At 31.7% G+C, this 25,851-nt stretch carries 27 protein-coding genes and 1 tRNA gene; 21 read left to right on the plus strand and 7 right to left on the minus strand.

Translation table 11 applies throughout. The features are described from left to right. Positions 1 to 141: 141 nt before the first annotated feature. Positions 142 to 1,158, minus strand: a complete 1,017-nt coding sequence (locus tag DK442_RS13340) for a GntR family transcriptional regulator (protein WP_109436365.1) — start codon at positions 1,156 to 1,158, stop codon at positions 142 to 144. Between the two features lie 37 nt (positions 1,159 to 1,195). Further along, positions 1,196 to 1,882: an NUDIX domain-containing protein gene (locus tag DK442_RS13345; protein WP_109436366.1), complete on the minus strand. Its 687-nt coding sequence runs from the start codon at positions 1,880 to 1,882 to the stop codon at positions 1,196 to 1,198. A 158-nt stretch (positions 1,883 to 2,040) separates the two neighbouring features. Between DK442_RS13345 and galK the strand changes: the two genes are divergently transcribed. Both galK and DK442_RS13355 read left to right on the plus strand, forming a co-directional pair. After that, positions 2,041 to 3,186, plus strand: coding sequence for a galactokinase (gene galK / locus DK442_RS13350; RefSeq protein ID WP_109436367.1), 1,146 nt, complete (start codon positions 2,041 to 2,043; stop codon positions 3,184 to 3,186). Then, entirely contained in the window at positions 3,186 to 4,229 is a 1,044-nt protein-coding gene (locus DK442_RS13355) for a UDP-glucose--hexose-1-phosphate uridylyltransferase (protein ID WP_109436368.1), read from the plus strand. Before galK ends, DK442_RS13355 begins: the two co-directional genes overlap by 1 nt. 109 nt (positions 4,230 to 4,338) lie before the next feature. Here the strand turns inward: DK442_RS13355 and DK442_RS13360 are convergent, their stop codons facing one another. After that, complete coding sequence (locus DK442_RS13360) at positions 4,339 to 4,560, minus strand: hypothetical protein (RefSeq protein WP_143917862.1); 222 nt, start codon at positions 4,558 to 4,560, stop codon at positions 4,339 to 4,341. A gap of 274 nt (positions 4,561 to 4,834) precedes the next feature. Between DK442_RS13360 and DK442_RS13365 the strand changes: the two genes are divergently transcribed. The 14 genes from DK442_RS13365 (at position 4,835) to DK442_RS13430 (ending at position 17,835) form a co-directional block, all read left to right on the plus strand. Then, complete coding sequence (locus tag DK442_RS13365) at positions 4,835 to 6,829, plus strand: ATP-binding protein (RefSeq protein ID WP_109436370.1); 1,995 nt, start codon at positions 4,835 to 4,837, stop codon at positions 6,827 to 6,829. A gap of 1 nt (position 6,830) precedes the next feature. Next, positions 6,831 to 7,466, plus strand: coding sequence for a response regulator transcription factor (locus tag DK442_RS13370; protein WP_109436371.1), 636 nt, complete (start codon positions 6,831 to 6,833; stop codon positions 7,464 to 7,466). A 66-nt stretch (positions 7,467 to 7,532) separates the two neighbouring features. Next, positions 7,533 to 8,369 carry a hypothetical protein gene (locus tag DK442_RS13375; RefSeq protein ID WP_160114171.1) on the plus strand — a complete coding sequence of 279 codons (837 nt, stop codon included), beginning with the start codon at positions 7,533 to 7,535 and terminating at the stop codon, positions 8,367 to 8,369. Between the two features lie 208 nt (positions 8,370 to 8,577). Next, positions 8,578 to 9,624 (plus strand): PD40 domain-containing protein, encoded by a 1,047-nt coding sequence (locus DK442_RS13380; protein ID WP_109436373.1) that lies wholly within the window; start codon positions 8,578 to 8,580, stop codon positions 9,622 to 9,624. A 121-nt stretch (positions 9,625 to 9,745) separates the two neighbouring features. Then, a complete protein-coding gene (locus DK442_RS13385; RefSeq protein WP_109436374.1) occupies positions 9,746 to 10,270 on the plus strand; it encodes an outer membrane beta-barrel protein in 525 nt (174 codons plus the stop codon). Between the two features lie 87 nt (positions 10,271 to 10,357). Further along, a complete protein-coding gene (locus DK442_RS13390; protein WP_109436375.1) occupies positions 10,358 to 10,795 on the plus strand; it encodes an RDD family protein in 438 nt (145 codons plus the stop codon). A 385-nt stretch (positions 10,796 to 11,180) separates the two neighbouring features. Next, positions 11,181 to 11,408 carry a hypothetical protein gene (locus DK442_RS13395; protein ID WP_109436376.1) on the plus strand — a complete coding sequence of 76 codons (228 nt, stop codon included), beginning with the start codon at positions 11,181 to 11,183 and terminating at the stop codon, positions 11,406 to 11,408. A 210-nt stretch (positions 11,409 to 11,618) separates the two neighbouring features. After that, complete coding sequence (locus DK442_RS13400; protein WP_109436377.1) at positions 11,619 to 12,413, plus strand: SGNH/GDSL hydrolase family protein; 795 nt, start codon at positions 11,619 to 11,621, stop codon at positions 12,411 to 12,413. 207 nt (positions 12,414 to 12,620) lie between these two features. Beyond that, positions 12,621 to 12,755, plus strand: coding sequence for a DUF2256 domain-containing protein (locus DK442_RS13405; RefSeq protein WP_109436378.1), 135 nt, complete (start codon positions 12,621 to 12,623; stop codon positions 12,753 to 12,755). Next, entirely contained in the window at positions 12,756 to 14,057 is a 1,302-nt protein-coding gene (locus tag DK442_RS13410; RefSeq protein WP_109436379.1) for a DASH family cryptochrome, read from the plus strand. It abuts the gene before it with no gap. Between the two features lie 3 nt (positions 14,058 to 14,060). Further along, on the plus strand, positions 14,061 to 15,593 hold the full coding sequence (locus tag DK442_RS13415) for a cryptochrome/photolyase family protein (RefSeq protein WP_109436380.1): 1,533 nt from the start codon (positions 14,061 to 14,063) through the stop codon (positions 15,591 to 15,593). Next, positions 15,583 to 17,073 (plus strand): cryptochrome/deoxyribodipyrimidine photo-lyase family protein, encoded by a 1,491-nt coding sequence (locus DK442_RS13420; RefSeq protein WP_109436381.1) that lies wholly within the window; start codon positions 15,583 to 15,585, stop codon positions 17,071 to 17,073. Before DK442_RS13415 ends, DK442_RS13420 begins: the two co-directional genes overlap by 11 nt. Position 17,074: 1 nt before the next feature. Continuing rightward, a complete protein-coding gene (locus DK442_RS13425; protein ID WP_109436382.1) occupies positions 17,075 to 17,353 on the plus strand; it encodes a TIGR03643 family protein in 279 nt (92 codons plus the stop codon). An 83-nt stretch (positions 17,354 to 17,436) separates the two neighbouring features. Then, entirely contained in the window at positions 17,437 to 17,835 is a 399-nt protein-coding gene (locus DK442_RS13430) for a DUF2452 domain-containing protein (RefSeq protein WP_109436383.1), read from the plus strand. Between the two features lie 292 nt (positions 17,836 to 18,127). Here DK442_RS13430 and DK442_RS13435 read toward each other — a convergent pair. Together DK442_RS13435 and DK442_RS13440 are read right to left on the minus strand one after the other, a co-directional pair. After that, positions 18,128 to 18,201, minus strand: a tRNA-Ala gene (locus tag DK442_RS13435). A gap of 7 nt (positions 18,202 to 18,208) precedes the next feature. Continuing rightward, positions 18,209 to 19,009: a universal stress protein gene (locus DK442_RS13440; protein WP_109436384.1), complete on the minus strand. Its 801-nt coding sequence runs from the start codon at positions 19,007 to 19,009 to the stop codon at positions 18,209 to 18,211. Positions 19,010 to 19,223: 214 nt separating this feature from the next. On the opposite strand from DK442_RS13440, the gene DK442_RS13445 reads away from it, so the two are divergent. The 5 genes from DK442_RS13445 (at position 19,224) to DK442_RS13465 (ending at position 23,431) form a co-directional block, all read left to right on the plus strand. After that, positions 19,224 to 19,721: a GNAT family N-acetyltransferase gene (locus DK442_RS13445; RefSeq protein ID WP_109436385.1), complete on the plus strand. Its 498-nt coding sequence runs from the start codon at positions 19,224 to 19,226 to the stop codon at positions 19,719 to 19,721. Further along, positions 19,718 to 21,058 (plus strand): MATE family efflux transporter, encoded by a 1,341-nt coding sequence (locus DK442_RS13450; protein ID WP_109436386.1) that lies wholly within the window; start codon positions 19,718 to 19,720, stop codon positions 21,056 to 21,058. Before DK442_RS13445 ends, DK442_RS13450 begins: the two co-directional genes overlap by 4 nt. 212 nt (positions 21,059 to 21,270) lie before the next feature. Continuing rightward, the gene (locus DK442_RS13455) at positions 21,271 to 22,035 is read left to right on the plus strand and encodes an enoyl-CoA hydratase/isomerase family protein (RefSeq protein WP_109436387.1); all 765 of its coding nucleotides are present in this window, start codon (positions 21,271 to 21,273) and stop codon (positions 22,033 to 22,035) included. Between the two features lie 138 nt (positions 22,036 to 22,173). Further along, a complete protein-coding gene (locus DK442_RS13460) occupies positions 22,174 to 22,626 on the plus strand; it encodes a 6-carboxytetrahydropterin synthase (protein ID WP_109436388.1) in 453 nt (150 codons plus the stop codon). Positions 22,627 to 22,675: 49 nt separating this feature from the next. Further along, entirely contained in the window at positions 22,676 to 23,431 is a 756-nt protein-coding gene (locus DK442_RS13465) for a UDP-2,3-diacylglucosamine diphosphatase (protein ID WP_109436389.1), read from the plus strand. Positions 23,432 to 23,489: 58 nt separating this feature from the next. Here DK442_RS13465 and DK442_RS13470 read toward each other — a convergent pair whose 3' ends face one another. Both DK442_RS13470 and DK442_RS13475 read right to left on the minus strand, forming a co-directional pair. After that, positions 23,490 to 24,662: a T9SS type A sorting domain-containing protein gene (locus DK442_RS13470; RefSeq protein ID WP_109436390.1), complete on the minus strand. Its 1,173-nt coding sequence runs from the start codon at positions 24,660 to 24,662 to the stop codon at positions 23,490 to 23,492. A 159-nt stretch (positions 24,663 to 24,821) separates the two neighbouring features. Continuing rightward, a complete protein-coding gene (locus DK442_RS13475) occupies positions 24,822 to 25,772 on the minus strand; it encodes an ABC transporter ATP-binding protein (protein ID WP_109436391.1) in 951 nt (316 codons plus the stop codon). Positions 25,773 to 25,851: the final 79 nt, after the last annotated feature.

The following is a 25,851-nucleotide window of genomic DNA, read 5'->3' on the forward strand; positions in this document are numbered from 1 at the left end:
AAAATGTTAAAATTATATGATTTTTAAACAATTGGTTTTGAAAACTATTAGGGGGTCTTGCAAGAATCCCTTTGTTTTTCTCGAATTCAGAAGCGAAAAAGTAATGTTTTGAAGAAAATGAGGAAAAAGTATAAATATTCTTTATAATGAGTTACGTTGTCTTAGGTAAGTAGGTATAATTTCTTGTATAGGGTTTCTTTCTTTGACAAAAATAGCAGCTTTTTTGGCCATGATTTCAAAATCTGTTGAGATTGTTGTTATTCCTCCAAAGGCAATTTCTTTTACAATATTATCATCATGTGCCAGGATCCCGATATCAGAGCCTATTCTATATTCCATTTTTCGAGCATCTTTTAGTACTTGCCAGAGGTATGTATCACTAATAGAAAAGAATACGGTACCTTTTTTTACGATATTGGATTCATAACTTTCTACTACTTTACCCTTAATATTATACTCCTTAATAAAACGTTTAAACGCATATAAAATATCGGGTGGTAAATCGGTATTTTCTTTAAAGAAAAGTACAAACTTGTCATACTTTTTAATTACGGGAGCAAGTTCTACTAGTTTATTATATGTAACCTCTTCAAATTCCTGAGCAATATATGAATACTCTTTTGGCATTTTTAGGTAACGGTCAATAAGCACTAATCTATCTGAAGGAATTTTTTTTAGAAGAGGAATTACTTCTTTATTTTGTATTGGAGCTATAACATACATTCCATATTTACGCGAAATGTTATCCATTATGGTTTTAAAAAGAGTAAGATTAGTATGGTGGAAAAAGATATCGATATGGTATTTTTTCCCAAGTTCTTTTCTAAAAGTATTATAAAACTCTTCTTGAAAACTGTGAAATGCAAATAGAATCAGTGCTACCTTTAAAGTAACTTTGGTCTCTTGACTTATAATATAATATCCTTTGAGATTTTTGGATTCTACTAACCCTCTTTCCTTTAATTCGGTATATGCTTTTACAAATGTTTTTCGAGCATAACCTATTTCAGCTACCATTTCGTTTATAGAAGGGAGTTTGTCGCCTACTTTAAGAACTCCAGAATCTATGGCTTCGATTATTCCGAGAACAATCTGTTCATGTTTAGAAACAGTATGTATATCTTGTAAGTCGTAAATCTTCTCTAATAACGGCAGCATATTATTTTATATGTTTTAAAATAGGGATAATTCTAAATTAAATTTCAAAATTATACCCTGATTCTTGTAATTCCCTATATCTTTTATAATCAAACTTGTATAGATAAGCCCCTTTTTTAGAAGTGGTTCTATCTTTTTCATCTAATTTGATAATTACGTCAAAAGAAAGGATTTTTTTTCTAAAATTACGGGTATCAAACTTTCTTCTATAAATAGCTTCATAAAGGGTTTGTAATTTAGGGATTGTAAATTTCTTTGGCAATAGCTCAAAACCAATGGGTTTATATCTGGCAACTTCCTCAATTCTTTTTAACGCATCAATACTCATTTGATTGTGATCCAGAATTAAATTTGGGATATTATCGATCTCATACCATTTTGCTCCTTTCTCCTCTACAATCTTTTTAATAGCATTGTCGATACGAATTAAAGCATATTGAGCGACAGAAATACATCTGTACCCAGGATCTCGGTCTACAGATCCATAAGTTTTTAATTCTTTCATGTAGACATTTTCCAAGCCGGTAAAGTCTTTGAGAATTCTAATGGCGGCATCAGAAACACTTTCTCCAATTTTTACAAAACTTCCGATTAGAGATAATGAATCTTTAAATGGGTCAATACGACGATCAAAAACGAGAAGTTTTAATTTTTGATTATCAAATCCGAAAATAATGCAATCAACTGCTACATAGAACTTGTCTTTTTCGTTATATATATCCATATCAAAGCCTTGAGTTTTTAAAAAGATTTTACTTTTAACACAAAGTAAGCAAAAAAATATAGTTCTATAATAATAAATGTAAAAAGTACATTTATTATATTTGCTTCCTTAAAAGTAAATATTGGCATATATTACCAAAAGACTAAAGTATATAAGAAATGGAAAATGATCATGAAGGATTTATATCCAATTTTAAAGCAGAGCTGGTAATTTTATCACCTGGTAGGATTAATTTCATCGGTGAACACACTGATTATAACAATGGATTCGTTTTACCTACTGCAATTGATAAAAAAATTATTTTTTCATTTAGAAAAAATAATACAGATTCTCAGTGTAATGTATATAGTCAAACGTATAAGAAGAAAATCCAGTTTGACCTAAATACATTGAAACCTAGTAATGAGGAATGGGAGAATTATATTCTAGGAGTAATGAATGAACTCAGTAAACTTACGGATAAGATAAGAGGCTTTGATTGTATTGTTAAAAGTGAGTTACCTATAGGTGCAGGAATTAGCTCTTCTGCAGCACTAGAATGTGGACTGGCTTATGGACTTAATGAACTTTTTGATCTAGAATTGCCTAAAATAACATTAGTAGAGTTATCTCAAAGAGCAGAACATAATTATGTAGGAACAAAATGCGGGATTATGGATCAGTTTGCTTCTGTCATGAGTGAAGATCATAAAGTAATCCTCTTGGATTGTAAAACTCAGGAATATAGGTTAATTGATGGTAATTTTGATCCATATAAAATTTTATTACTGAATACCAATGTTTCTCACAATCTTGCAGAAAGTGAATATAATACCAGAAGAGCAGAATGTGAAGAAGCTGTGGCAATGATTTCAGAGTCATATGATAAGGTAAAATCTCTTAGAGATGTTACAAAAAGTATGTTGGATGAATTTAAAAAGAAACTATCTCCGTTGCATTATGAAAGAGCGTCTTATGTGATTGAAGAAAATGATAGAGTACTTCAAGCTTCAGAATCATTGGAAAAAGGAGATTTACAACGATTTGGAAAACTTATGTATGCCTCTCATAATGGGTTGCAACATCAGTATGAAGTAAGTTGTAAAGAACTGGATTTTCTAGTTGATTTTTCTAAAGACAAGACAGAAATTGTCGGATCCAGAATGATGGGTGGTGGTTTTGGAGGATGTACAATAAACCTAATTCATGAGGATTATATAAATGAATATGTTGATTTAGTAACAAAAGCCTATAAAGAGCAGTTTGATATCGAACTAACCTCTTTTATAACTGTTCCAAGTCAAGGAACTTCAATACAAGAATAATGATGCAAGATTTTAACGATAACCCACACAGACGATTTAATATACTGACAGGAGAATGGATTTTGGTTTCTCCGCATAGAACCAAAAGACCTTGGCAAGGAAAAAATGAAGAACCAGCAAAGTTTTCTCAAGTCTCTTATGATGAGAACTGTTATTTATGTCCGGGAAATACAAGAGCAAGCGGAGATGTAAATCCTGAATATACTGCGCCTTTTTCTTTTACTAATGATTTTGCAGCGTTATTACAAGACGTCCCTGAAGAACAATTTGATGATGGATTATTAAAAGCAGAATCTGAAAGTGGTATTTGTAAAGTGGTTTGTTTTTCACCAAACCATGCACTTACCTTACCAATTATGAAAGTTGAAGAGATTACGCAAGTAATTGCACTTTGGCAGGAGGAGTTTATTGGGCTTGGAAAACGTAGTGATATTAACTATGTTCAAATATTTGAGAATAAAGGAGCAGTGATGGGCTGCAGTAATCCACATCCACATGGCCAAATATGGGCACAAAGATCAATTCCTGAAGAGATTATCAAAAAAACTCAACAACAAGAACACTATTGGAAAGATCATAAAAAATCTCTTTTAGGAGCGTATCTAGAACAAGAACTTGAGTTAAAAGAAAGAATTCTGGTAGAAAATGAACATTTTGTAGCTTTGGTTCCGTATTGGGCGATTTGGCCATATGAGACGATGATTATTCCGCGTAGAAAAGTAGAAACCATTGATCAGTTAACAGATGAAGAAGTGCGTGATTTTGCAGATATAATTAAAATATTGACCATTAAATATGATAATATTTTTAAAACATCATTTCCTTATTCGGCAGGAATTCACCAGGCACCTACAGATGGATTAAATCATGAAGAATGGCATATGCATATGTCCTTCTACCCACCTTTATTGCGCTCATCTACGGTAAAGAAATTTATGGTTGGATATGAATTGTTTGCAAATCCACAGCGAGATATTACTGCAGAACAAGCAGCATTGACGATCAGATCACAAAGTAATGAACATTATACTAATTCGATATAAATAGGTAGTAAGATTTTTGAAATTTCGTGGTTTGAATTAGATAACAAGAAAGCTAAAGTTCTAAGCACTACTATTCAAAACTTTTATAGGGATCTTATTTTTGAAAAACCTAGATGTAATCTTTTTTCGCCAAAATATAAATAAGAGAAATTAATGTTTTGGCTTCAAATCTTTTTTTAAGAGCATTTATTCTATGTTCTATGGATCTTAAGCTATAAGGTTCAATATGATTCTTTTTAAGATAATTAGAAACATCGACTTGTGTTAACCCTATTTTTAGCTTGTCGAGTATAAGTTTTTCATACTCGTCAAGTGTTTCATTGTCGTTCATCATTGACATTTTAAATACTTCGGCTAAAATCAGAAATAAATAGGAATACTATTTATGGTTTTCCGTAATGGGGATAAATATTTATATGAAAAGAATTAAAAATCATTGATACTTCAAAAAAGGAGAATGCTGTGTCATCATTGAAATTTTTTACAATAAAAGTAAAGCGATTTTTTATCTACTGGTTTTCAGGTATATTTTACAATTTTCGATGTAATATAGGTCTTAATTAATATCTTGGTAGAAGCAAAATACAAATTTGTTGCATCAGCACATGAAACCGATACTACACTTTTCCATTTTACTTTTGTTTTTGTCTTTTTTTTATATAGGATCAGGGCAAATATTAGATGTTAATGAACTCAAGCAAAAATTAGAAGACGCTAAAGCAGATACGATTAGAATAAAACTAATGTGCAATCTGGCCAGAGCAAATGAAGGTGTAGATTCTTTGAGTGTTTTTCAATATGGCTATGAAGCATTGAGATTAAGTAAAAAGCTACGCTATTCATATGGTACGGCTCTTTCCTATAAGACTATTGCCGATGGCTATTTAAGTTATTTTGATATAGAAAATTCGAAGAATTACTATTTTAATGCTCAAGAAGAAGTAGAACATCTTTTGAAAAAAGATTCTACAAAAGTGTACCTTCAATTATGGGCAAAGATCAATTTTAATCTTGGGGTTTTATATGGATATCAAGGAGATAATGAACAAGAGATTGCGTATGTAGAAAAGACTATTCCTATTGCCAGACAAATAAAAGACACTTTATTTTTAGCCATTGCAAATACTAATTTAGGGATAAAGTATATGAATTTTGCACAATTTAATAAAGCATATACATATTTTGAAAAAAGCGGACCTCAATATGAGGCACTTAATAATCCCGACGATATTATATTTGATCGCCTTAGTTTTTCTCTATGCCTATATGAGATGGATTCTCTTTCGACTATGAAAACAACATTAGATAAGGTGAAGTTTTACTTAGATAAAGTTCCTAAGTCAATTTATAACTATAAATATTATTCACATTTAGGGCTTTATTTAAGTGGAGTAAAAAGGTATGAAGAAGCAATAGAAATGTATGATAAATCATATGAATTATTACAAAACAATAAAATAAGATCTGAGTATGCTTCACTATTTATAAAATATGCTGAAACATACGAACAACTGGGAAATCTTAAAATGAGCAAAAAGTATATGATGGATTTTTTGCAAGAGTCATTAAAATCAGGCAATGATGTAAGTCGTGCCAAAGCATATTATAGATTAGCTAGGTACGAATCAAAAATCAAAAACTATAAAAAAGCTCATCATTATCTCAATCAATATATCCATCTTTTAGATAGCTTAGATATTCAGGAAACATCAAACAGGATTCAACAATTAGAGTTTCAATATCAATCAGAAAAAAAAGAAAAAGAGATTCTGGCATTAACCAATGAAAAAAACATAGTCGCTTTTAATTTAGAAAAAAAGCGATCAGAAGGATATTTAATGATTATAGCAATTATTACTTTGGTTTTTGTGTTGTTGGTAGGATATCAAATATATAGGGATAAATCAAGAGAAAGCCGTTTGGCTGATAGAAAACATGCAGAAGAAATGGTAGCACTAAAACATGAGCAGCAGGCGAAGATTTTTTCTGCTATGATAGAGGGTCAGGAAAGAGAACGAAAACGATTGGCGATTGATCTTCATGATGGTTTGGGAGGAAGATTATCTGCGATTAGTTTGAAGTTGTCTAAATTGGATAAAGACAATCTCAAAACGTATCCGAAACAAGAATTAAGTAATGTACAAAATGATATTCGGGAATCGTTATCAGAGTTACGAGGTATTGCCAGAAACTTGATGCCAGAGACACTTATTAAATATGGTTTAGAAGCTGCACTAAGAGACTATTGCACTAATATGAATAGTAATGAAAGTCAAGTCACACTTCAGTTTTATGGAGATGATAAGAAAATTGCAATTCATAATCAAGTTACCATGTACAGGATAGTCCAGGAATTGATTAATAATGCTATCAAACATGCTAAGGCTTCAGAGGTTTTGGTTCAATACATCCACGAAAATGAGAAAATAGATATCATTGTAGAGGATAATGGAGTTGGTTTTAATGCATCTTCTATTAAAGATAAAAAAGGTATGGGATTAGATAACCTAAAAACAAGAGTTGATTATTTAGAAGGTTTTTTTGAAATACAATCAAAAATAGATGAAGGGACCACAGTTACAGTGCAAATCAATGCGTAGTATGAAAAAAGAATCAATAAGAACAGTAATAGTTGATGACCATCAGATGGTTATTGAAGGTCTTAAAACATTATTAAACGGATATGAGAGTATTGAGATTACTTCTTTTTTTACTACAGGGAAAGCCGTTTTGGAGTTTCTAAACAATCAACCCGTAGATATTGTTTTATTAGACGTAAACTTACCAGATATAAATGGTGTTGAGATTTGTAAAATTATTCATGAAAAGTATCCAGAGACAAAAACTCTAGGGTTAAGTACTTATAATGAGCCTAGTATTATCAATCAAATGATAAAAAATGGAGTTAAAGGATATCTGTTAAAAAATGCAACTGCAGATGAATTGGTTCATGCTATTACTCAGATCCATAATGGAAACTTTTATTTTGGAAGTGAAATTCAGAATATTTTGGCTTCTTCTATTACTGATGATAAGGATGCGCCACCAAAACTAACCCGACGCGAAAAGCATGTCTTAACTCTAATAGCGAATGGTAAAACTACGAATCAAATCGCTGAGGAATTATTTATTAGTCCATTGACTGTAGAAACTCATAGAAGGAATCTAATTAGAAAAATGGAAGTTACCAATGCGGCTGCTTTGGTTAAAATTGCAATTGACAAGAACCTGATTTAAGCAAATCAATACATATCAAAATTAATAATCCCAACACAAGCTATTATTCCAGTTTTTATGAAAAAAATGAAACAATTAATTAGTACTGCGATAACCTTGATTACTATTATTACCTATGGTCAGAAAAATGATAAAGTCGATTTAAAGTGGAAGTTGGATGAAAACGAAACTTTAATTTATAAAATTATAGAAAGTAAAATTGACACTTCTACTACTGGTTCTAAAGTTGATGATTTGATTAACGTGCTGAAAAATGATGAAGTAACTCAGGTCAAAAAAACACAACTCTTATTACAAGAAGTAAGCGATTCTATGCAAAAGATTATTAAGAGAACAGAACTCACTCATGTTAGTCCAAATGTAATTGACATAGTAATAAGTCAGAAAAAAAAGACAAGATCAATATCTATGCAAGAAAATAAAGAGAATGTAAATCGACAAATTTTGGTAAGAGGATCGGTATACGAAGATGGAAGTATTCATAGTTTTTGGTTAGATAATTTTTTAAAAAATAAAATAGCACTCTTTTTTGAACTACCAACCAAGTCCGTGGGTGTTGGAGATACTTGGAAGATAGATGTTAATACAATGAATATACACCGAAGATTTAAATGTGATTCTGCATATAAAACGAATAAAGTACGGCTAGTTGATTTAAAAAAAACAAATAAGGATACTATAGCGATTATAAAATATGAGATAGAAGAATACTTTAAAGGATCAAATACATACAATTCTAGTACTAAAGAAGAAAAAATGATGAAGTTTGGATATTATGCAACTGCAGAATTTTCTATACATAACGGAAGATGGATTTCTTACAATGCGATAATGGAAGCTGAAGAACGTAACAGAAGAGAAAACATGAAATTTGTTTTGACTTATCGTTTAATAAAAGAATGATTATTCTTTATTTCCTGAAATACTTTTCTTTTGAACCTTGTTTAAAACCTTTTTAGATCATAGTTATACCCGAAAACCAGTAGAAAAAAATACAATGTTTAGGGTATTTTTTTATGTAAAATGATCCCCTAATTTTGATTCTAAATTAACTGATTAATAAATAGTTACTAAGTGAGGTGACATTTGTTGATAGCTTAAAATTTTGATTTTGGAAACAATACAGTGGATTCCCTTGTTTTTAAGTCTTGTACTATTTTCATGTACTGATAATGACAATTCACCTGATAAAGAAATAGAACAGGCATTAAATCCAAAAGTTGAAGGTAAAATTTTTATAGGAAACAAGGTGAACGGCGGATGGATATTAGATTTAGATACCGGGCACTATAGTAAGATTCCAAATACAGATTGGGATGAGAATCCTAATTACCCAGGACTTGCAAGTTTTAGTGCAGCAGCATTATACTATGGAAACGGGGAGTTCGTAGAAACGATTGAGAATTGTGTGGTAGAATTTGGTAATGATAAAGATTGTATTGTTTTTCACAATAATGATGGAAACATAAACGGAAGTTTTCAAATTTCAGACATTGCTTTAGGTACAGCTAGACTTTCGCCAGATGGTACTTCTGTGGCTATAACAGTAGAAAATGAAGGTAATCCCTTTAAAATATTACATGTATATAATCGCTCCGGAGAGTTAATGAGAGTATTCGATAAAAGAAAAATTAACAGTGATGATTTTTCATGGACAACAAGCAATCAAATTGTTTATATATCAGGACAGTCAATTTATGTTTCAAATTCAGATGTGCCAATAATCACTTTTAGAGATGAAGGTATAATTCCGGGAGAACCTTCTATTAGTCCTGATGGAACCCAAGTTGTTTTTACTTTGGGAGAAGATACTAGTCAAGGAGTAGAAGGAACTATCTGGTTAATTAATATTGATGGTACTGGGCTTCGACAATTGACCACAAAAGAAATGGATCTTCCTGTAACTCCATCTCACAAATCAGCGATATGGTCTCCAGATGGGCAATGGGTGTTTGTGGTCGATGGTACATCGATTGAAGGAAATGCTTATGTTGTTCCCGCAGATGCCCAAAAAGTTGAGTTAACTCAAAAAAGAAATACACTAGCAGTTCCTGTGCTATCATATTTTCGAGAAACTTTTGAATTTCAGGATAATGATCCTATCTCTTTAAGTAGTCAATTTGGAGTGAATTATGGAGAGATTTATTGGTTGCCATAAGCTAAAATGCATTTTACACTTCATTAGGATTTGAACAAAATTATAGCTTGAAATAATTTATCTCGCTTTAAAAATTCACATAAATCATTTTAAATTAAATACTAAAAACAAACGATTAATTATGAAAACTTTTTTTATTTCTGCCATCATTTTATTAAGTGCTTTTTCTGTTCACGCACAGAAAGATGTAGTATTTGGTATAAAAGCAGGGCTTAACTTTTCAAAATTTGGCAAAGATGTAGATGCTGATGGACGTACTAGTCTTTTTATTGGGGGATTGGCTGATATTACATTAGACAATGAACAATTTCATATTCAACCTGAAATACTATATTCTTCAGAAGGATCAGAAGATCTTGAAGCCAATTTTATAAGAGTATTAGGAGTTGGGAAATATTACCCTATGGATGAGTTAAGTCTAGAAGCAGGGCCTCAATTTGGCTTCTTGATCTCTGGTGATGAAGCAGTAGAAGATAATGCCAAATCATTCGATTTTGGATTGACTTTTGGAGTTGGATATGAATTAAGCGATATAGGTCTTTTGTTCAATCTTAGATACAATGTTGGTATTGCAAATCTTGGAGAAAATGATGTAGATACTAATATGTCTAGTTTTCAACTAGGAGTAGGATATAAATTTTATTAAGTTTTTAGATATTAAGTAATTTTTTTATCCAGAGTGGCTTTTTAAAATCCTGCTCTGGATTTTTTCAATAAATAAAATTTGAGACAAATGAAAATGGCAGGTTTTGGTCCACGATTGATCGCAATATTATTAGATGCATTTTTGATAAGCATCATCATAATCTTTATAGGTTCTGCAGTGCTTAAACTTTTTTTGGGTAATGTAGAAACCTTGTTAAGCAAACTTAATGGGGATGAACTATTAATGGGGGTATTGTTCTATTGTATTGGAATACCAGTACTAACAATATTGTATCAATCCTTGTTTGAGTCTTCTAAGTTTCAGGGAACTCCAGGTAAAGTGATTTCTAATATCAAAGTTGTGAATTACAATGGCGATAAAGCCTCATTTTGGTTTTGTATACTACGTAACGCTTCCAGGGTATTATCTTCTTTCTTCATGATTGGATATTTGATGGTATTTTTTACCAAAGAACAACAGACACTTCATGACATTATATCAAAAACTTATGTGGTGAAAAGGTAAAAGAGACTACCTGTTTTTTTGTTTTATAAATCATTAGAGAAAAAAACTTCCTTTAATTTATAAGGATTATTTATCGATTTGGATTATTTTATAACCGTTACTATATTTGTAGCCTATATTGATACCACAATAGATGCTATTACTCACCTGTAGAATTACTTTACATTATATATGTCTAGTAAAATAAGGACAAAGTTTTAAATACTATTCAATAAGTAATTCTGAATATCAGTTAATTTTTGTTGAAGTTTTGACAAAATAGATAAGCATTATGTAACTTTAATAAAAAGTAATTCTGATAAGAGCTATAGAATTAAAGTGATATCAATTGAAATATTCGATGGCGAATTGTATATTACCGATTTTAAAAATATAAGATAAAAGAATGGAACTAATCGAAAAAGCTTTGGAGTTTGAAAGTAGAACGATGAGTAATATGACTACAAGTGATAGAGTTGAAGCTTCTAGAGAGGCTAAAGCTCTTATTTTAAGTATTAATCAGGTCTATAAAGAAACTAAAGATCCTGAACTTATGGATATTATGAAGCGACTTACCGCTAAAAAACAAAAAATAGAAAAAAGATTAAAAGGACTTCCTCCTGAGACAATTTAAATATTGATATATGTTTAGATTATTTAAAAATAATCTGAAGTAGAAGTTTTGCAAAAGAAATATGAGAAGTTAATGAGTCAATGATATGAATTATCTGGCATTAAATTATGCAGAAAGTGATAAAAAATATACAGAGACCGAAGAAATTCTCAAGAAAATAGAAGAACTTCAGAGAAAATAGTTTCTAAAGGAAAATATATAATATAGGGAATGAACATAAGGTATTTTCTTGGATCAATACTAATCATTCCCCTTTTACCATTGATGTATATTCAAGGTAAATCAATAAGATCAAAAGTACCCACCCTACCAGAGGCTAAAGGAAATCAAGGTATAAGTTTTGGGACCTCTGAAAAAAGACTTCGGGTACTTGCCATTGGAGAAAGTACAATCGCTGGAGTTGGTGTTAAAACCCATCAAGAAGGTTTTACGGGTTCGTTTGCAAATGAACTTGCATTAAAATTAGAATCCAATATCCACTGGAAAGTATATGCAAAAAGTGGGTATACTGCAGAAAAAGTAACAGAACGAATTATTCCCAAAATTAATGAAATTGACACAGATATTATAGTCATTGGACTTGGAGGAAATGATGCATTTACTCTAAATAGTCCAAAAAAATGGAGGAGTCAAATACAAGAATTAATTTATCAATTACGATTAAAATTTAAAAATGCAATAATTATTTTTGCAAATATGCCTCCTATAAAGGAATTTCCTGCATTTACACCTCTCATAAAAGCAACAATTGGAAACTTAGTTGAAATATTGGGTGATGAGTTAGACGACATAGTCAATGATCAGGAAAATGTATACTATTATTCCCGAAAAATAACTTTGAATAATTGGACCAAAAGGCTAAATATAAAAGCAAAACCTTCAGAATTTTTTAGTGATGGAGTTCATCCCTCCAAGCTTACTTATCAAACCTGGGCCAAGGATATGGTAAACTTCATATTAGGAGAAAAAGAAATTAAAAGTAGTATAAAACATAAGCTGAGCTAACAATATTTTAATATTTCTTTTTATATCTATTGAATCGCTATAATTAGTTGAGATAAATCCTAAGTTTTAATAATCTTCTGTACATCAATTAGATACCTCGTATTTAGAGGGGTTCATGTATTTTTAAAAAACACTTATTGTTAAACTATAATGAATTAACATATTTTTGTTTAAGTATTTTGTAAATTTGTTAAACAATTTTAGAAAATGAAAAAAACACAACTTCCAACAAAAATTTGTAAAGTATGTAAGTTGTCATTTAGTTGGAGGAAAAAATGGGAACGTGTTTGGGATGATGTTCAATATTGTAGTGAACGATGTCGAAGAAATAAAAATAAGTAGATGAGCAGTACAGGTTTAGTTTGGTTTAGAAATGATTTAAGAATTAATGATAATAGTTCTTTACTTAAAGCTGTGACTGATAACGAAAATGTAATTGCAATATTTTTTTTTGATCCAAGGCATTTCGAATTAGGAACTTATGGATTTAAAAAAACAGAAAAGTATAGAGCTCTTTTCTTATTAGAAACGATAGCCGTTTTAAAAGAAAATTTAAAAAAACTTAATATTTCTTTGTTTGTATATCGTCAGTATCCAGAAGATGTTATTCCTCAATTTTTAGAAGGACAGAATATAAAAAAAATCTATCTTCAGAAAGAATGGACCTACGAAGAATCTAAGATCCTCAATACAGTAAAAAAAAGCACACAACGTTATGATTTAGAATGGGTAGAAACCTATGATCAGTTTCTTTTTCATCCAGAAGATATACCTTTTACTACAAATAGCGTTCCCCAGGTATTCACAGATTTTAGGAAGAAATGTGAGAGATACACTTCGGTTAGATCCACAACTACGGTGTCTCCGTTATCTATGAACAATAAAGTCAAAAATGAGACTAATATTCCTTCTCTTTCAGATTTAGGATTTGAGAATTTTGAAATAGATTCCAGAACGGCATTTCCTTTTAAGGGAGGAGAAGATCAGGCGTTAGATCGTGTTGATGAGTATTTTTGGAAGACCCAACAACTCTCTCGTTACAAGAAGACCCGTAATGGACTATTAGGAAAAGAGTATAGCTCCAAACTTTCAGCCTGGTTAGCAAATGGAAGTATTTCTCCTAGAATAATATATCACGAAGTTAAAAAATATGAAAAACAAATTACCAAAAATGATTCTACCTATTGGTTGATTTTCGAATTAATTTGGCGAGACTTTTTTAAATATACCTCTCTAAAACATGGTAACAACATATTTAAGATGGGAGGCATTCTTTACAAAGATTATCAATGGAAAAATAATAAAGAATCTATCGATAACTGGATCCATGGAAAAACTCTAGAACCTTTTGTAAATGCTAATATGATAGAACTTAAGAATACAGGATGGATGAGTAACCGAGGTAGACAAAATGTGGCATCTTTTTTTTCAAAAGAACAAGAATTGGATTGGAGAATTGGAGCATCATATTTTGAGTCTCTTTTGATAGACTACGATGTACATAGTAATTATGGAAATTGGTTATATGTCTCAGGTGTTGGAAATGATCCGAGAGATAGAAAATTTAATATAAAAACACAGGCAGAACGATACGATGGTCAACAAAATTATCAAAACCAATGGCTTCAAACTACTTTATTTTAATATATGATATTAAGACTATTACTTGGTGATCAACTTAATCAAAAACACTCGTGGTATACTGATGGAACTGAGGATGTTTGTTATTTTATGGCAGAAATGCGTCAAGAAACTGATTATACAAAGCATCATATACAAAAAATAGTAGCTTTTTTTAAAAGTATGCAGAATTTTGCGGATTGGTTGCAAAATCAAAAGTATCAAATCACATATTATAAATTAGATGATCCTGAAAATCAACAAGACTTAATACTAAATCTAAAAAAGATCATCAAAGAAAAAAACATTACCAAATTTGAATATCAGTTACCAGATGAATATCGATTAGATAAACAATTAGCAGAGTTTTGTAGCACATTATCCATAGAATTTGAGGCATTTGATACTGAGCACTTTTTGACAACTAGAACAGATCTTGCCATATTTTTTAAGGGGAAAAAACAATATACCATGGAGTATTTCTATCGCAATATGCGAAAGCAATATGACATTATGATGATCACAAAAAAAGACCCAGAAGGAGGTAAATGGAATTTTGACCAAAGTAATCGCAAAAAATGGAAAGGTGATCCTCCTATTCCAATAGAAGAAACCATAAAAAATGATATTAACGGGATAGTTGATTATATCAAAAAATGTGAGGTTAAAACTATAGGGAATATTGATGTAAGACACTTTAATTGGCCCACATCACGACAAGAAAGTTTATCGATCTTAACCTATTTTTGTGAACACTTATTGATTCATTTTGGAGATTATCAAGATGCAATGCATTCTGATGAGAAATACCTTTTCCATAGTAGATTATCTTTTGCGATGAATAGCAAAATGCTACATCCTTTGGAAGTAATAGAAACCGTAATTCAATATTGGAGAGCACATCAAGAGGATATTCAGATTTCTCAAGTAGAAGGTTTTGTTCGTCAGATTTTGGGTTGGAGAGAATATATGAGAGGAATATACTGGATGAAAATGCCAGAATATCAAAATATAAATGTCTTAGAAAATCAAAACTCACTCCCTGATTTTTACTGGACAGGAAAAACCAAAATGAATTGCCTTCATCATGCGATACAACAGAGTCTAGATCATGCATATGCGCATCATATTCAAAGACTTATGATTACAGGTAATTATGCATTACTTACACAAACACATCCAGATGAAGTTGATCAATGGTATCTGGGAATATATATCGATGCTATCGAATGGGTAGAGATCACCAATACGAGAGGAATGAGTCAGTTTGCTGACGGAGGAATTGTCGCGACCAAACCTTATGTATCTAGTGGTAGTTATATTAATAAGATGAGTAATTATTGTAAAGGATGTCATTATAAAGTTGCCAAAAAAACAGAAGATGATGCATGCCCGTTTAATGCTTTATATTGGAATTTCTTAGATGATAAACAAGAGTATTTTAAGAATAATCAGAGGATGAGTATGATGCTTAATTTATTGCATAAAATGGATAAAAAAAAGCTTGAGGCACTTAAAAAAAGAGCTAACCATATTATTAACGCACCCAATGAATATTAATAAACAAGAACATATCAATGTCGTTTGGTTTAAACGAGATCTTAGATTACAGGATAATGAAGCTATTAATAATGCTATTTTGGCGGATAAACCTATTTTATTGCTTTATGTTTTTGAAAATTCGCTTAAAGAAGATAATCATTATAGTGAGCGGCATTGGAACTTTATTAAACAATCTTTACAGGATCTCAACAAACAACTTTTGCCTTTTAAGACTAAAGTGTTAACGGTATCATCAGAAATACTTAAAACTTTTGGAACATTACAGCAGTTCTGGAAGGTTGACACTGTTTTTTCACATCAGGAGACAGGAATTAAAATAACATACGACAGGGATAAAAATTTTAGAACTTTTTGTAAAAACAATCTAATTACCTGGATAGAAAATGGAAATAATGGAATTTTTCGGGGATTAAAAAATAGAAAAACATGGCAAGAGGACTGTGAACAGTATATGCAACAATCACAATTTGAGTTACACTTAGATAACACAAATTTTATTCCGCTTGAAACACTTCATGAAATTGAAAAAGTTTTTGTTCTGGAAAATCTAGATACTCCAAAAAATAAAAGTTTTCAAAAAGGAGGGACTTCAAATGCTATGAAATATTTACAGTCTTTCTTTTATAATGGAAGATATAAAAATTACAGTTTTGATATTTCCAAACCAGAACTTGCACGTAAAAGCTGTAGTCGATTATCCCCCTATCTGGCGTGGGGTAATCTTTCTATTCGGCAAGTATGGCAATATGCAATGCAATTTAGGCAAATATCAGATCATAAAAAACAAGTTGATGCTTTTGCATCAAGATTACATTGGCAAGTTCATTTTGTTCAAAAATTTGAAATGGAAGACGTTATGGAGTTCGAAAGTATTAATAAAGGATACCGAAGACTTAAAAAGAACCTTTCAAAATCATATCAAATCGCATGGAAGGAAGGAAAAACAGGATATCCAATTATAGATGCATGTATGCGCTGCTTGAAGGAGACAGGATACATTAATTTTAGAATGCGTGCTATGGTAGTGTCTTTTTTTACTCATAATCTTTGGCAACCATGGCAGGCAGCAAGTGCACATTTATCGAGCATGTTTTTGGATTTTGAACCCGGAATTCATTTTCCACAATTGCAAATGCAAGCAGGGGAGACAGGAATTAATATACTTAGAATCTATAACCCTATCAAAAATAGCAAAGAGCATGACCCAGAGGGTATATTTATCAAAAAATGGGTATCAGAACTACAAAACGTTCCTGTAGAGTTTATCCATGAACCTTATAAAATGACAGTATTGGATCAAAAGTTTAACGATATTACAATTGGAGAGGATTATCCTCTGCCCATTGTAGATATTCATAGCACTCGTAAAAAAGCAAGCGATACACTTTGGAGTATGAAAGATGATGCTCTGGTAAAAAAAGAAAGTCAGCGTATTCTAAAAAAACATACACGACCTGATAGAAATAAACTTGATTAATATGAAGAAAAATTTATCCGTTAGAGATATTGACCGAATTATTGAAATGGCATGGGAGGACAGAACCCCATTCGAAGCTATTTTGATGCAGTTTAATTTAAAAGAACAAGATGTTATTGATTTGATGCGAAGAGAGATGAAGCTTTCGAGTTTTAAAATGTGGCGAAAACGAGTACAAGGAAGAAAGACAAAACATGTAAAGAAGCGTATTTTTGAAGAAGGAAGATTTAAATGTACAAGACAACGGCAAATAACACATAATAAAATCTCGAAACGTTAAGAGATTGAATTAATCAATTTGAAATGATCTTTATTACTAAAGAAAAATTGATTATTTTAAAAATAAATATTACATAAACACATATGAAAAAGAAAAAACCTGATCATGTAGTGTATAACGAAGAAGAAGAACGTTATGACGCAGCCCTAAAACCTTATGCTACTGATACAGGAGCTCCTGTAATTACAACTACAGATACAGTTGCCTGGAAAAATGCAAATATTTATAAAGTTAATAAGCAGGTTAAAGCACAATATGATGAGCTAAAAGCACAGTATGATGAGTTAATTGCCAAATTTGAATACAATAATTTGGTTTATGGAGCTAAGTTTAATTTTGAACCTGTGGTAGGAGAAGTATATCATTTATATAAAAACCATAAAGAAGAATCCTTTTTGTCTATTATCGCCCCAGAGGAATGTAGTTTTGAACATTTAGGAAGTTTCCGGCTTAATGCTGATAAAATGTGGGAAAGTATATAGATATAAGATTCTCTGGATAAATATTGATGGACATTATAAAAATTATACTATTTTCAAGATGTTTCAACCATTTTATGGCTAATTTCAAATTGCTTTGAATTAACGGGTTAGTGTATACAGCTTACATATACAAAGTAGTTTTAATATATGTGTCACTATAAAGTTGTTTTGTTCTTATGCACAAATCATTCTTTTTTGTTGATTTAATCATCATTTTCAAACCTCTCTATAGACGTATAGAGCCCAAAAAGAAGAGTTATTTTTATAACTATCTAATAAACGATTATTAAAGTGGAGAAGATGGGACTCGAACCCACGACCTCTTGACTGCCAGTCAAGCGCTCTAGCCAGCTGAGCTACATCCCCAATTGTTTTAGTCAGCACCTCGCAACACCAGCAGAGGGATTCTACTATCAAAATCTTTCTTTAGCACCGTATTTTCTTCCCAAAGCTTAGAAAAGAAGCCTCTTTTGCGTCTGAAAACACAAAGGAGGTCGGGATAATTTTCATTAAGATGTTCCAGAACCCCTTGAAACAATGTTGCATTTTCTGAAGATTTATACGATGAAACAATTTCACCTAAATCATTATGAAACTCAGAATCTTCAGGTAAAAATCCGGCAGTTTTTACTTGAAGTAATTTCATTTTAGCATTGAACGTATTTAATACTTCTTTTATAGGAATCAAGGCATTGTTCTTGTTTATGATACCTGATTTAATGGCCATAAGGACATTGTTAATCGGTTGAAAAGTATACATTTCAGGAATGATAAGTACAGGTATTTCAGTCTTTTTTACTAAACTTCCTGTAATTTCACCCAGAAAATAAGGAACCTTAATATCACTTATTTCAGCCCCCAGAATAATTAAATCAATAGCGTGTTGTAAATTAAACTTTGGGATAGCTTCTAGAATTTCTTCTTCTAACGGCAATGCAATAATATCAACACCTTTTTTATCAATTTTTGCAATTTCTTCTTCAATCGTAGATGCCTTAATTTCTTTTAATGCTTTATTTACAGAAGGCAAACTGCCTGATCTTGGTAGTTCCTTAAAAACCTCTACAACATATACTGTCGCATTAAGTTCCTTTGCAAAATCAATAGCATATTGTAACCTTGCGATACTTACAGAATGTTCAGATAAGCCTAGAGGAACTAATATATTCTTCATATACTATTTTGATTTGTGATTTAGCCTATAAAATTACGACTTTAGTGCTTTTACCAAGTAGGTTTTTTGATAAAAAATAAAAACTGAATATTCTAAGGATTTAGAGAGCATTTTAAAAAGATAAAATAAATCTATTTCTTAAAGTTTATTTAAATGTTTATTTGAATAGAATCGAAAGGTGCTAACTGAAATATAAAGTTAGTACTTTTGACTGATGATTCGTAAAGCATTTCTTTCTGATCTGGATATTATTTATCAGCTATCCCAAGCATGTGCTAAAGAGATGATAGCAAATGGTATCTATCAATGGAACGAGGAGTACCCTACTCTAGAGCGTTTTAAAAAAGATATAGAGCTCCATGAGTTATATGTTTTAGAAGAAAAAGATATTAAAGGGATTATTGTACTCACCGAGTTGATTGATGAAGAGTATGTTCCTGTTAAGTGGTTAACCGAAAGCAAGAATAATCTATATGTTCATCGCTTGGCAATCCATCCACAATTTTGGGGACAAGGATATGCACAACAATTGATGGATTTTGCAGAAGGATATGCAAGAGACTATGACTATCAATCTTTGCGGTTAGATACATTTAGCCAAAATAAAAGAAATCAGAAGTTTTATGAAACTAGAGGCTATAAGCGTTTGGGAGATATATACTTTCCAAAACAAAGTACGTATCCGTTTCATTGTTATGAGCTCATTATATGAGTAAAGTAATCGGTTTTAAAAATATTAATCGCTTAGCTGTCCCGGCTATTATTGCTGGTATTGCAGAACCTCTCTTATCCATAACAGATACAGCGATAGTAGGAAATATCCCCGAATATGGAACAGAATCTCTGGCGGCAGTTGGTATTGTGGGGTCTTTTTTGTCAGCACTAATATGGATCTTGGGACAAACCCGAAGTGCTATATCTGCTATTATTTCACAATATTTAGGAGCAGGTAAAATAGAAGAGGTAAAAACACTACCGGCACAAGCTATTTTCTTTAATGTGTCTTTAAGTATTTTGGTATTAGTGTCTACTGTGTTTTTTGTTGAAGAAATTTTTAAATTATATAATGCCTCAGGATTGATTTTGGAGTATTGCGTGGTATACTATGATATTAGGGTCTGGGGATTTCCACTAACATTATTTACGTTTGCCGTTTTTGGTATTTTTAGAGGCCTGCAAAATACATTTTGGCCAATGATTGTAGCTGTTATTGGCGCAGTAGCAAATATTGTTTTAGACTTTATTTTGGTATATGGAATTGATGATTTTATTACTCCAATGGGAATTAGTGGTGCTGCTTGGGCAAGTTTAGTTTCTCAATTTATAATGGCCGTTATAGTTTTTGTATTATTACTAGTTAAAACAGATGTTAGTCTTAGGCTACGTTTTCCGCTAAATAAAGAATTAGGTAGATTGGTAACCATGAGTCTTAATCTTTTTGTACGTTCAATAGCCTTAAACACAGCATTGTATTTTGCAACATCTCATGCTACCGATTATGGAGATGAGTATATAGCTGCATATACGATAGCGATGAATATATGGATGTTTACAGCCTTTTTTATTGATGGATATGGTGGTGCAGGTAATATTTTAAGTGGAAAATTATTAGGAGCAAAAGATTATAATTCGTTATGGAAATTAGGAAAACGTGTAAGTTCTTATGGGATTGGCGTTAGTCTAATTTTAGCAATATTTGGATTTATATTTTATTATAAAATAGGAGAAGTATTTACTAGCGAGGTTATTGTACTGGATACATTTTATAGTGTCTTTTTTATTGTTTTAATCGTACAGCCGATTAATGGTTTGGCTTTCGTATTTGACGGAGTTTTTAAAGGCCTGGGTGAGATGGGGTATTTAAGAAATGTGTTACTGGGAGCAACATTTTTAGGGTTTATTCCTACCCTCTATCTATGTGACTATTTTGATTTAAAATTGTACGGAATTTGGATTGCATTTACTGTATGGGCTCTTTTTAGAGGGGTAGCACTCGTCATAAAATTCAGAAATAAGTTCCTGCCTTTAATTGCTTCTAATAGAAATTAAAAAGAAGCATATACAATAGTAAAGGAGCATATATAAGAATTAAAAAAATTCCAATTCGTAATCTGTTTTTTTCAAAAAATTGTTCCATCATCATCAGTTTTTAGTAAGATCCCCATTTTAAAGTAAAAGACGAATTCTATTACAGATAGTTGCGATTGATTACGTATCTGTAATAAAATATTATCTATTTTTATAGAAAAGTAGTAACAAAAATGATACCAGAATCCAGAGGAAGTCTCTATACACATATCGAAAATACTGTTGCAACAATAGAATTTGGTCACCCTGCCAGTAACTCTTTTCCGTCAGAATTATTAGTAAGATTAGAAAAGGCTTTTGATGAATTATCTAATGATGAATCGGCTCATGTGATTATTCTTAAATCAGAAGGAGACCGAGCTTTTTGTGCAGGGGCCTCGTTTGACGAATTAATTACTATTGATAATCTTAAGGAAGGAAAAAAATTCTTTTCTGGCTTTGCGAATGTAATTAATGCTATGCGAACATGCAAAAAACCTATCATTGGTAGAATACAAGGAAAAACCGTTGGAGGAGGAGTAGGATTAGCCGCTGCTTGTGATTATTGTTTGGCCTCAGAATCTGCATCGATTAAATTAAGTGAACTAACTATTGGGATTGGTCCATTTGTAATAGAGCCTGCAGTATCAAGAAAAATTGGACTTGCAGCTTTTGAAGCACTTGCATGGGATGCTTCACAATGGAAAAATGCATATTGGGCTAAGGAAAAAGGATTATATTCCAGAGTTTTTGAAACCGTAGCAGAATTGGATAAAGAAGTACAGATATTTGCAGAGAGACTTGCAAAGTATAATCCCAAAGCAATACAGCAAATGAAAGAAACGTTATGGAAGGGAACAGACCATTGGAGTGAATTGTTAATAAAGCGTGCAGAAATCTCAGGTGAACTTGTACTATCTGAATTCACAAAGAAAGCATTAGAAAAATTCAAAAAATAAATAATGGAGATATTAAATTTTTTAGGAGGGAATGGATTGTTTCTTATTTTGGGAATCATATTAGTAGTGGTTTACTTTATAAATAAGAGAAAGAGAAGGTAATCTTCCGTAACTTTGCCAAAAATTACAAAGTAAGTGATGAGTAAAATTCGTATCACCAAACAATTTTCTTTTGAAACAGGTCATGCCTTATATGGATATGATGGCAAATGTAGAAATGTTCACGGACATAGTTATAAGTTAAGTGTTACCGTAATTGGAACACCTATCTCTGATATATCACATGTTAAGCTAGGCATGGTAATTGATTTTGGGGATCTAAAAAAAATCGTAAAAGAGGATATAGAAGATGTTTTTGATCATGCTACAGTGTTTAATAAGAATACTCCGCATGTAGAATTAGCAAAAGAACTTCAGGATAGGGGGCACAATGTTATTTTAGTAGATTATCAGCCTACCAGTGAGAATATGGTAATTGATTTTTCTAAAAAAATAAAGGCTCGATTACCAGAAAACATCAAACTACATTCTCTCAAGCTTCAGGAAACAGAGACTTCGTATGCAGAATGGTATGCCTCAGACAATCAATAGATAATATGTCTTGTGATGCTTTTCTTATTTTTACCTTTAAATTAAAATTATGAACCTTCCAGAAGGGAAAAAAATATATTTTGCCAGTGATAATCATTTGGGAGCTCCAACAACAGAAAAGAGTTTTCCCAGAGAACAAAAGTTTGTAAAATGGCTAGACGAGGTTAAAGAAGATGCTGCTGCTATTTTTTTATTAGGAGATCTATTCGATTTCTGGTTCGAATATAAAACAGTGGTTCCTAAAGGTTTTACCAGAACATTAGGGAAACTAGCAGAAATTACAGATTCTGGAATACCTGTATATTATTTTGTTGGTAATCATGACTTATGGATGAATGGATATTTTGAAGAGGAGTTAAGTATCCCGGTGTATCATAAACCCCAGGAATTTACATTTAATGAAACAACTTTTTTTATAGGGCATGGTGACGGTTTAGGGCCTGGAGATAAGGGATATAAACGCATGAAAAAAGTATTTACTAATCCTGTGGCTAAATGGTTCTTTAGATGGTTGCATCCTGATTTGGGAGTAAAACTAGCACAATATTTATCAGTTAAAAACAAATTGATTTCTGGTGATGAAGATGTTACCTTTTTGGGTGAGGATAATGAATGGCTAGTGCAATATTGTAAAAGAAAATTAGAGAACAAACATAGAGATCATTTTATATTTGGGCATAGACACCTTCCTATGGAAATACAATTAGAAGAAAACTCAAGATATACCAATTTAGGAGATTGGATTATCCATTATACTTATGCCGTTTTTGACGGAAAAGAATTGAAATTAAGTACATTTAAATAATAAAAAAGGGAAGTAATTTTTAAGTTACTTCCCTTTTTTGTATTATAATAACATACGTTTATTCTATCATTATTTGTTTTACAGTAGAGTTTTCGCCTAATTTAACATTAACTAAATACAAGCCTCTTACATTAATAGAATTTCGTAGTTCGTTGAGTAAGATAGATGTAGATCCTTTTTTTAGCATTCCTAAATCCTTTTTTTGGATGCTTTTCCCATTTAGACTTATAATTTCTATGGAGCCATGAACGTCTGCTGGAACATTTATTTGTAGACTTAGGTTATCAGCAATTACAGGGTTGGGATATAGACTGATACTTTGCTTAGTGTCACTAGCTATTTGTAGGCTATTGGTTTTGTTATTAAGACCTTTGATAATGAATTTTTCCCATGAACCAATAGCATTTCGATTACAGAAAATTCCCATATCTCTTCCATTCTCATGACTTACATATTTACCGTTATTACCTTTTATTGCATATAGATCTCCTCCTAGCGATTCTAATGTAAATTTTTCCCAAGCTCCTACAGCATTACGATTACAGTTCATAGCTTTGTTTCCATTTTCAGAACTTACATATTTACCATTGTTACCTTTTATACTTACGGTACCATTCCCAGAGGATTGTACAGTAAATTTTTCACCTGCACCGGCAGAATTACGATTTGCTCGCATTGACCTAGAACCTCCTTCAGAGCTTATAAATTTATTAATACTCTGCCCATTAAAAGTAACATTACTACCTCCTGTTGGTGGATTTGGAGGGTTTCCGCCACCACCAAACCTTGGTCTGGATGATAACCAATTGAGGTCAAATCTTGGTCCTTTTTGGTTACATCCATTAGGTCCTAAATCAGTACGTCCTGGACATCCTGCTTCGTCTGGAGCATCATTTGCCGGACCATTTCCACATTGGATGTCATTATATGGGGCATCGCCATTTCTATAAGCTCTGTATTGAGGATGTTTTTTTAGCTCGTCACATACAGCACGAAGGTTTCTCTTAACCCCGTTAATAGTAACAGAAGCAACATTAATATCATCTAGATTGTGATCAAAAGTAGTATCACACCAGCAAAAGCCATTTGCAGCATAACTGTCTGTCCAACTAGGATGTCGGGGATTCCATTGCATTTTTGAATTATTTTCTTGCTGAGTTGATTGGGATATTGCAAGATGTGTCGTAAGACAAGCAATTAGAAATGTTAGAATACATAGTTTACGTTTCATAATAATATCTTTAAGTTAGTAACTTTAAAGGTCATATTATAAAAGCAGGTTTTAAGGTTTGTAAGGGGTACATTAGGAGTACAAAACAATAAAAGGGAATACATAAAGCATACTTTGCCTTAAAAAAAGATAAACGATAATTTAACCATTTACTTCGGGTTATAGTGCATCAGAAAGCCGAATACCGATCATTTCTGTTGCTTTAAGTTCAGAATGATGTTCAAAAAATATGATGGTATCACGCAAAACTGCTTCAATCAGATAATGGTTTCCTTTAAAATACGAATTTTTTACCCGTGCTTTTAATTTAGCATTGGTATCAACTAATAGTTGATGTGGGTAAACGAGAATGATATCTTGACTCTCTGAATTTGTAAACCAAGAGGTTTGTATTTGGTTTACTTCTCCAAAAAGAGAGGCGATGTAATAGTTAGAAGGGTTTTTATATAAAGAGATCGTATTTTCTTTAGTCAAGATTTCACCTTGATGAATCACGATAGTTTCATCTGCAAAAGATAGAATATCTGTCTTATCATGAGTCGCGGTAATACTGGTAATTTTGTTGCGTTTTAGATATCTAAAAAGGTTTCTTCGTAAAGAACTTCGTCTAAAGTTATCGATATTGCCAAAAGGTTCATCAAGCAATAATAATTCTGGTCTTTTTGCCAGAGCTTTTGCCAAAGCAACTCTTTGTTTTTGCCCTCCGCTTAAATTTTCAACTTTAATGTCAGCAAAATGAGTCATCTCTACAATTTCAAGTAATTCATTTACCCGACCTTGTTTGAGTTCTGGTTCAAAATTAGAAAGATATTGACCAATATTTTCTGCAACACTTCGATAGGGTGATAATTCAAAACCTTGAGAGAGATATTTCATATTTTCTTCTCCCGGAACTAAATTGAAAAGAGGCCCTAATATTTTTTTGTCATTCCAGGATAATTCTCCTTCTTGGACGTCCAAAAGTCCATAAATGATTTTTAATAAGGTACTTTTACCACAGCCACTTGCTCCAATCAAAGCAATATGCTGCCCTTTTTTGATAGTGAAACTAACATTTTTTAAGACAGGTAATTCGTCATAAGCAAAGGAAATATTCTGGACTTTAAGCATATTCAAATATATTGACTCTTGACCAAATAAAAAACCCACTTTTAGTTTATAAAAGTGGGTAGATAAAAAAATATTTGTT

It is taken from the genome of Aquimarina sp. AU119 (assembly GCF_900312735.1).
GTDB lineage: Bacteria > Bacteroidota > Bacteroidia > Flavobacteriales > Flavobacteriaceae > Aquimarina > Aquimarina algiphila.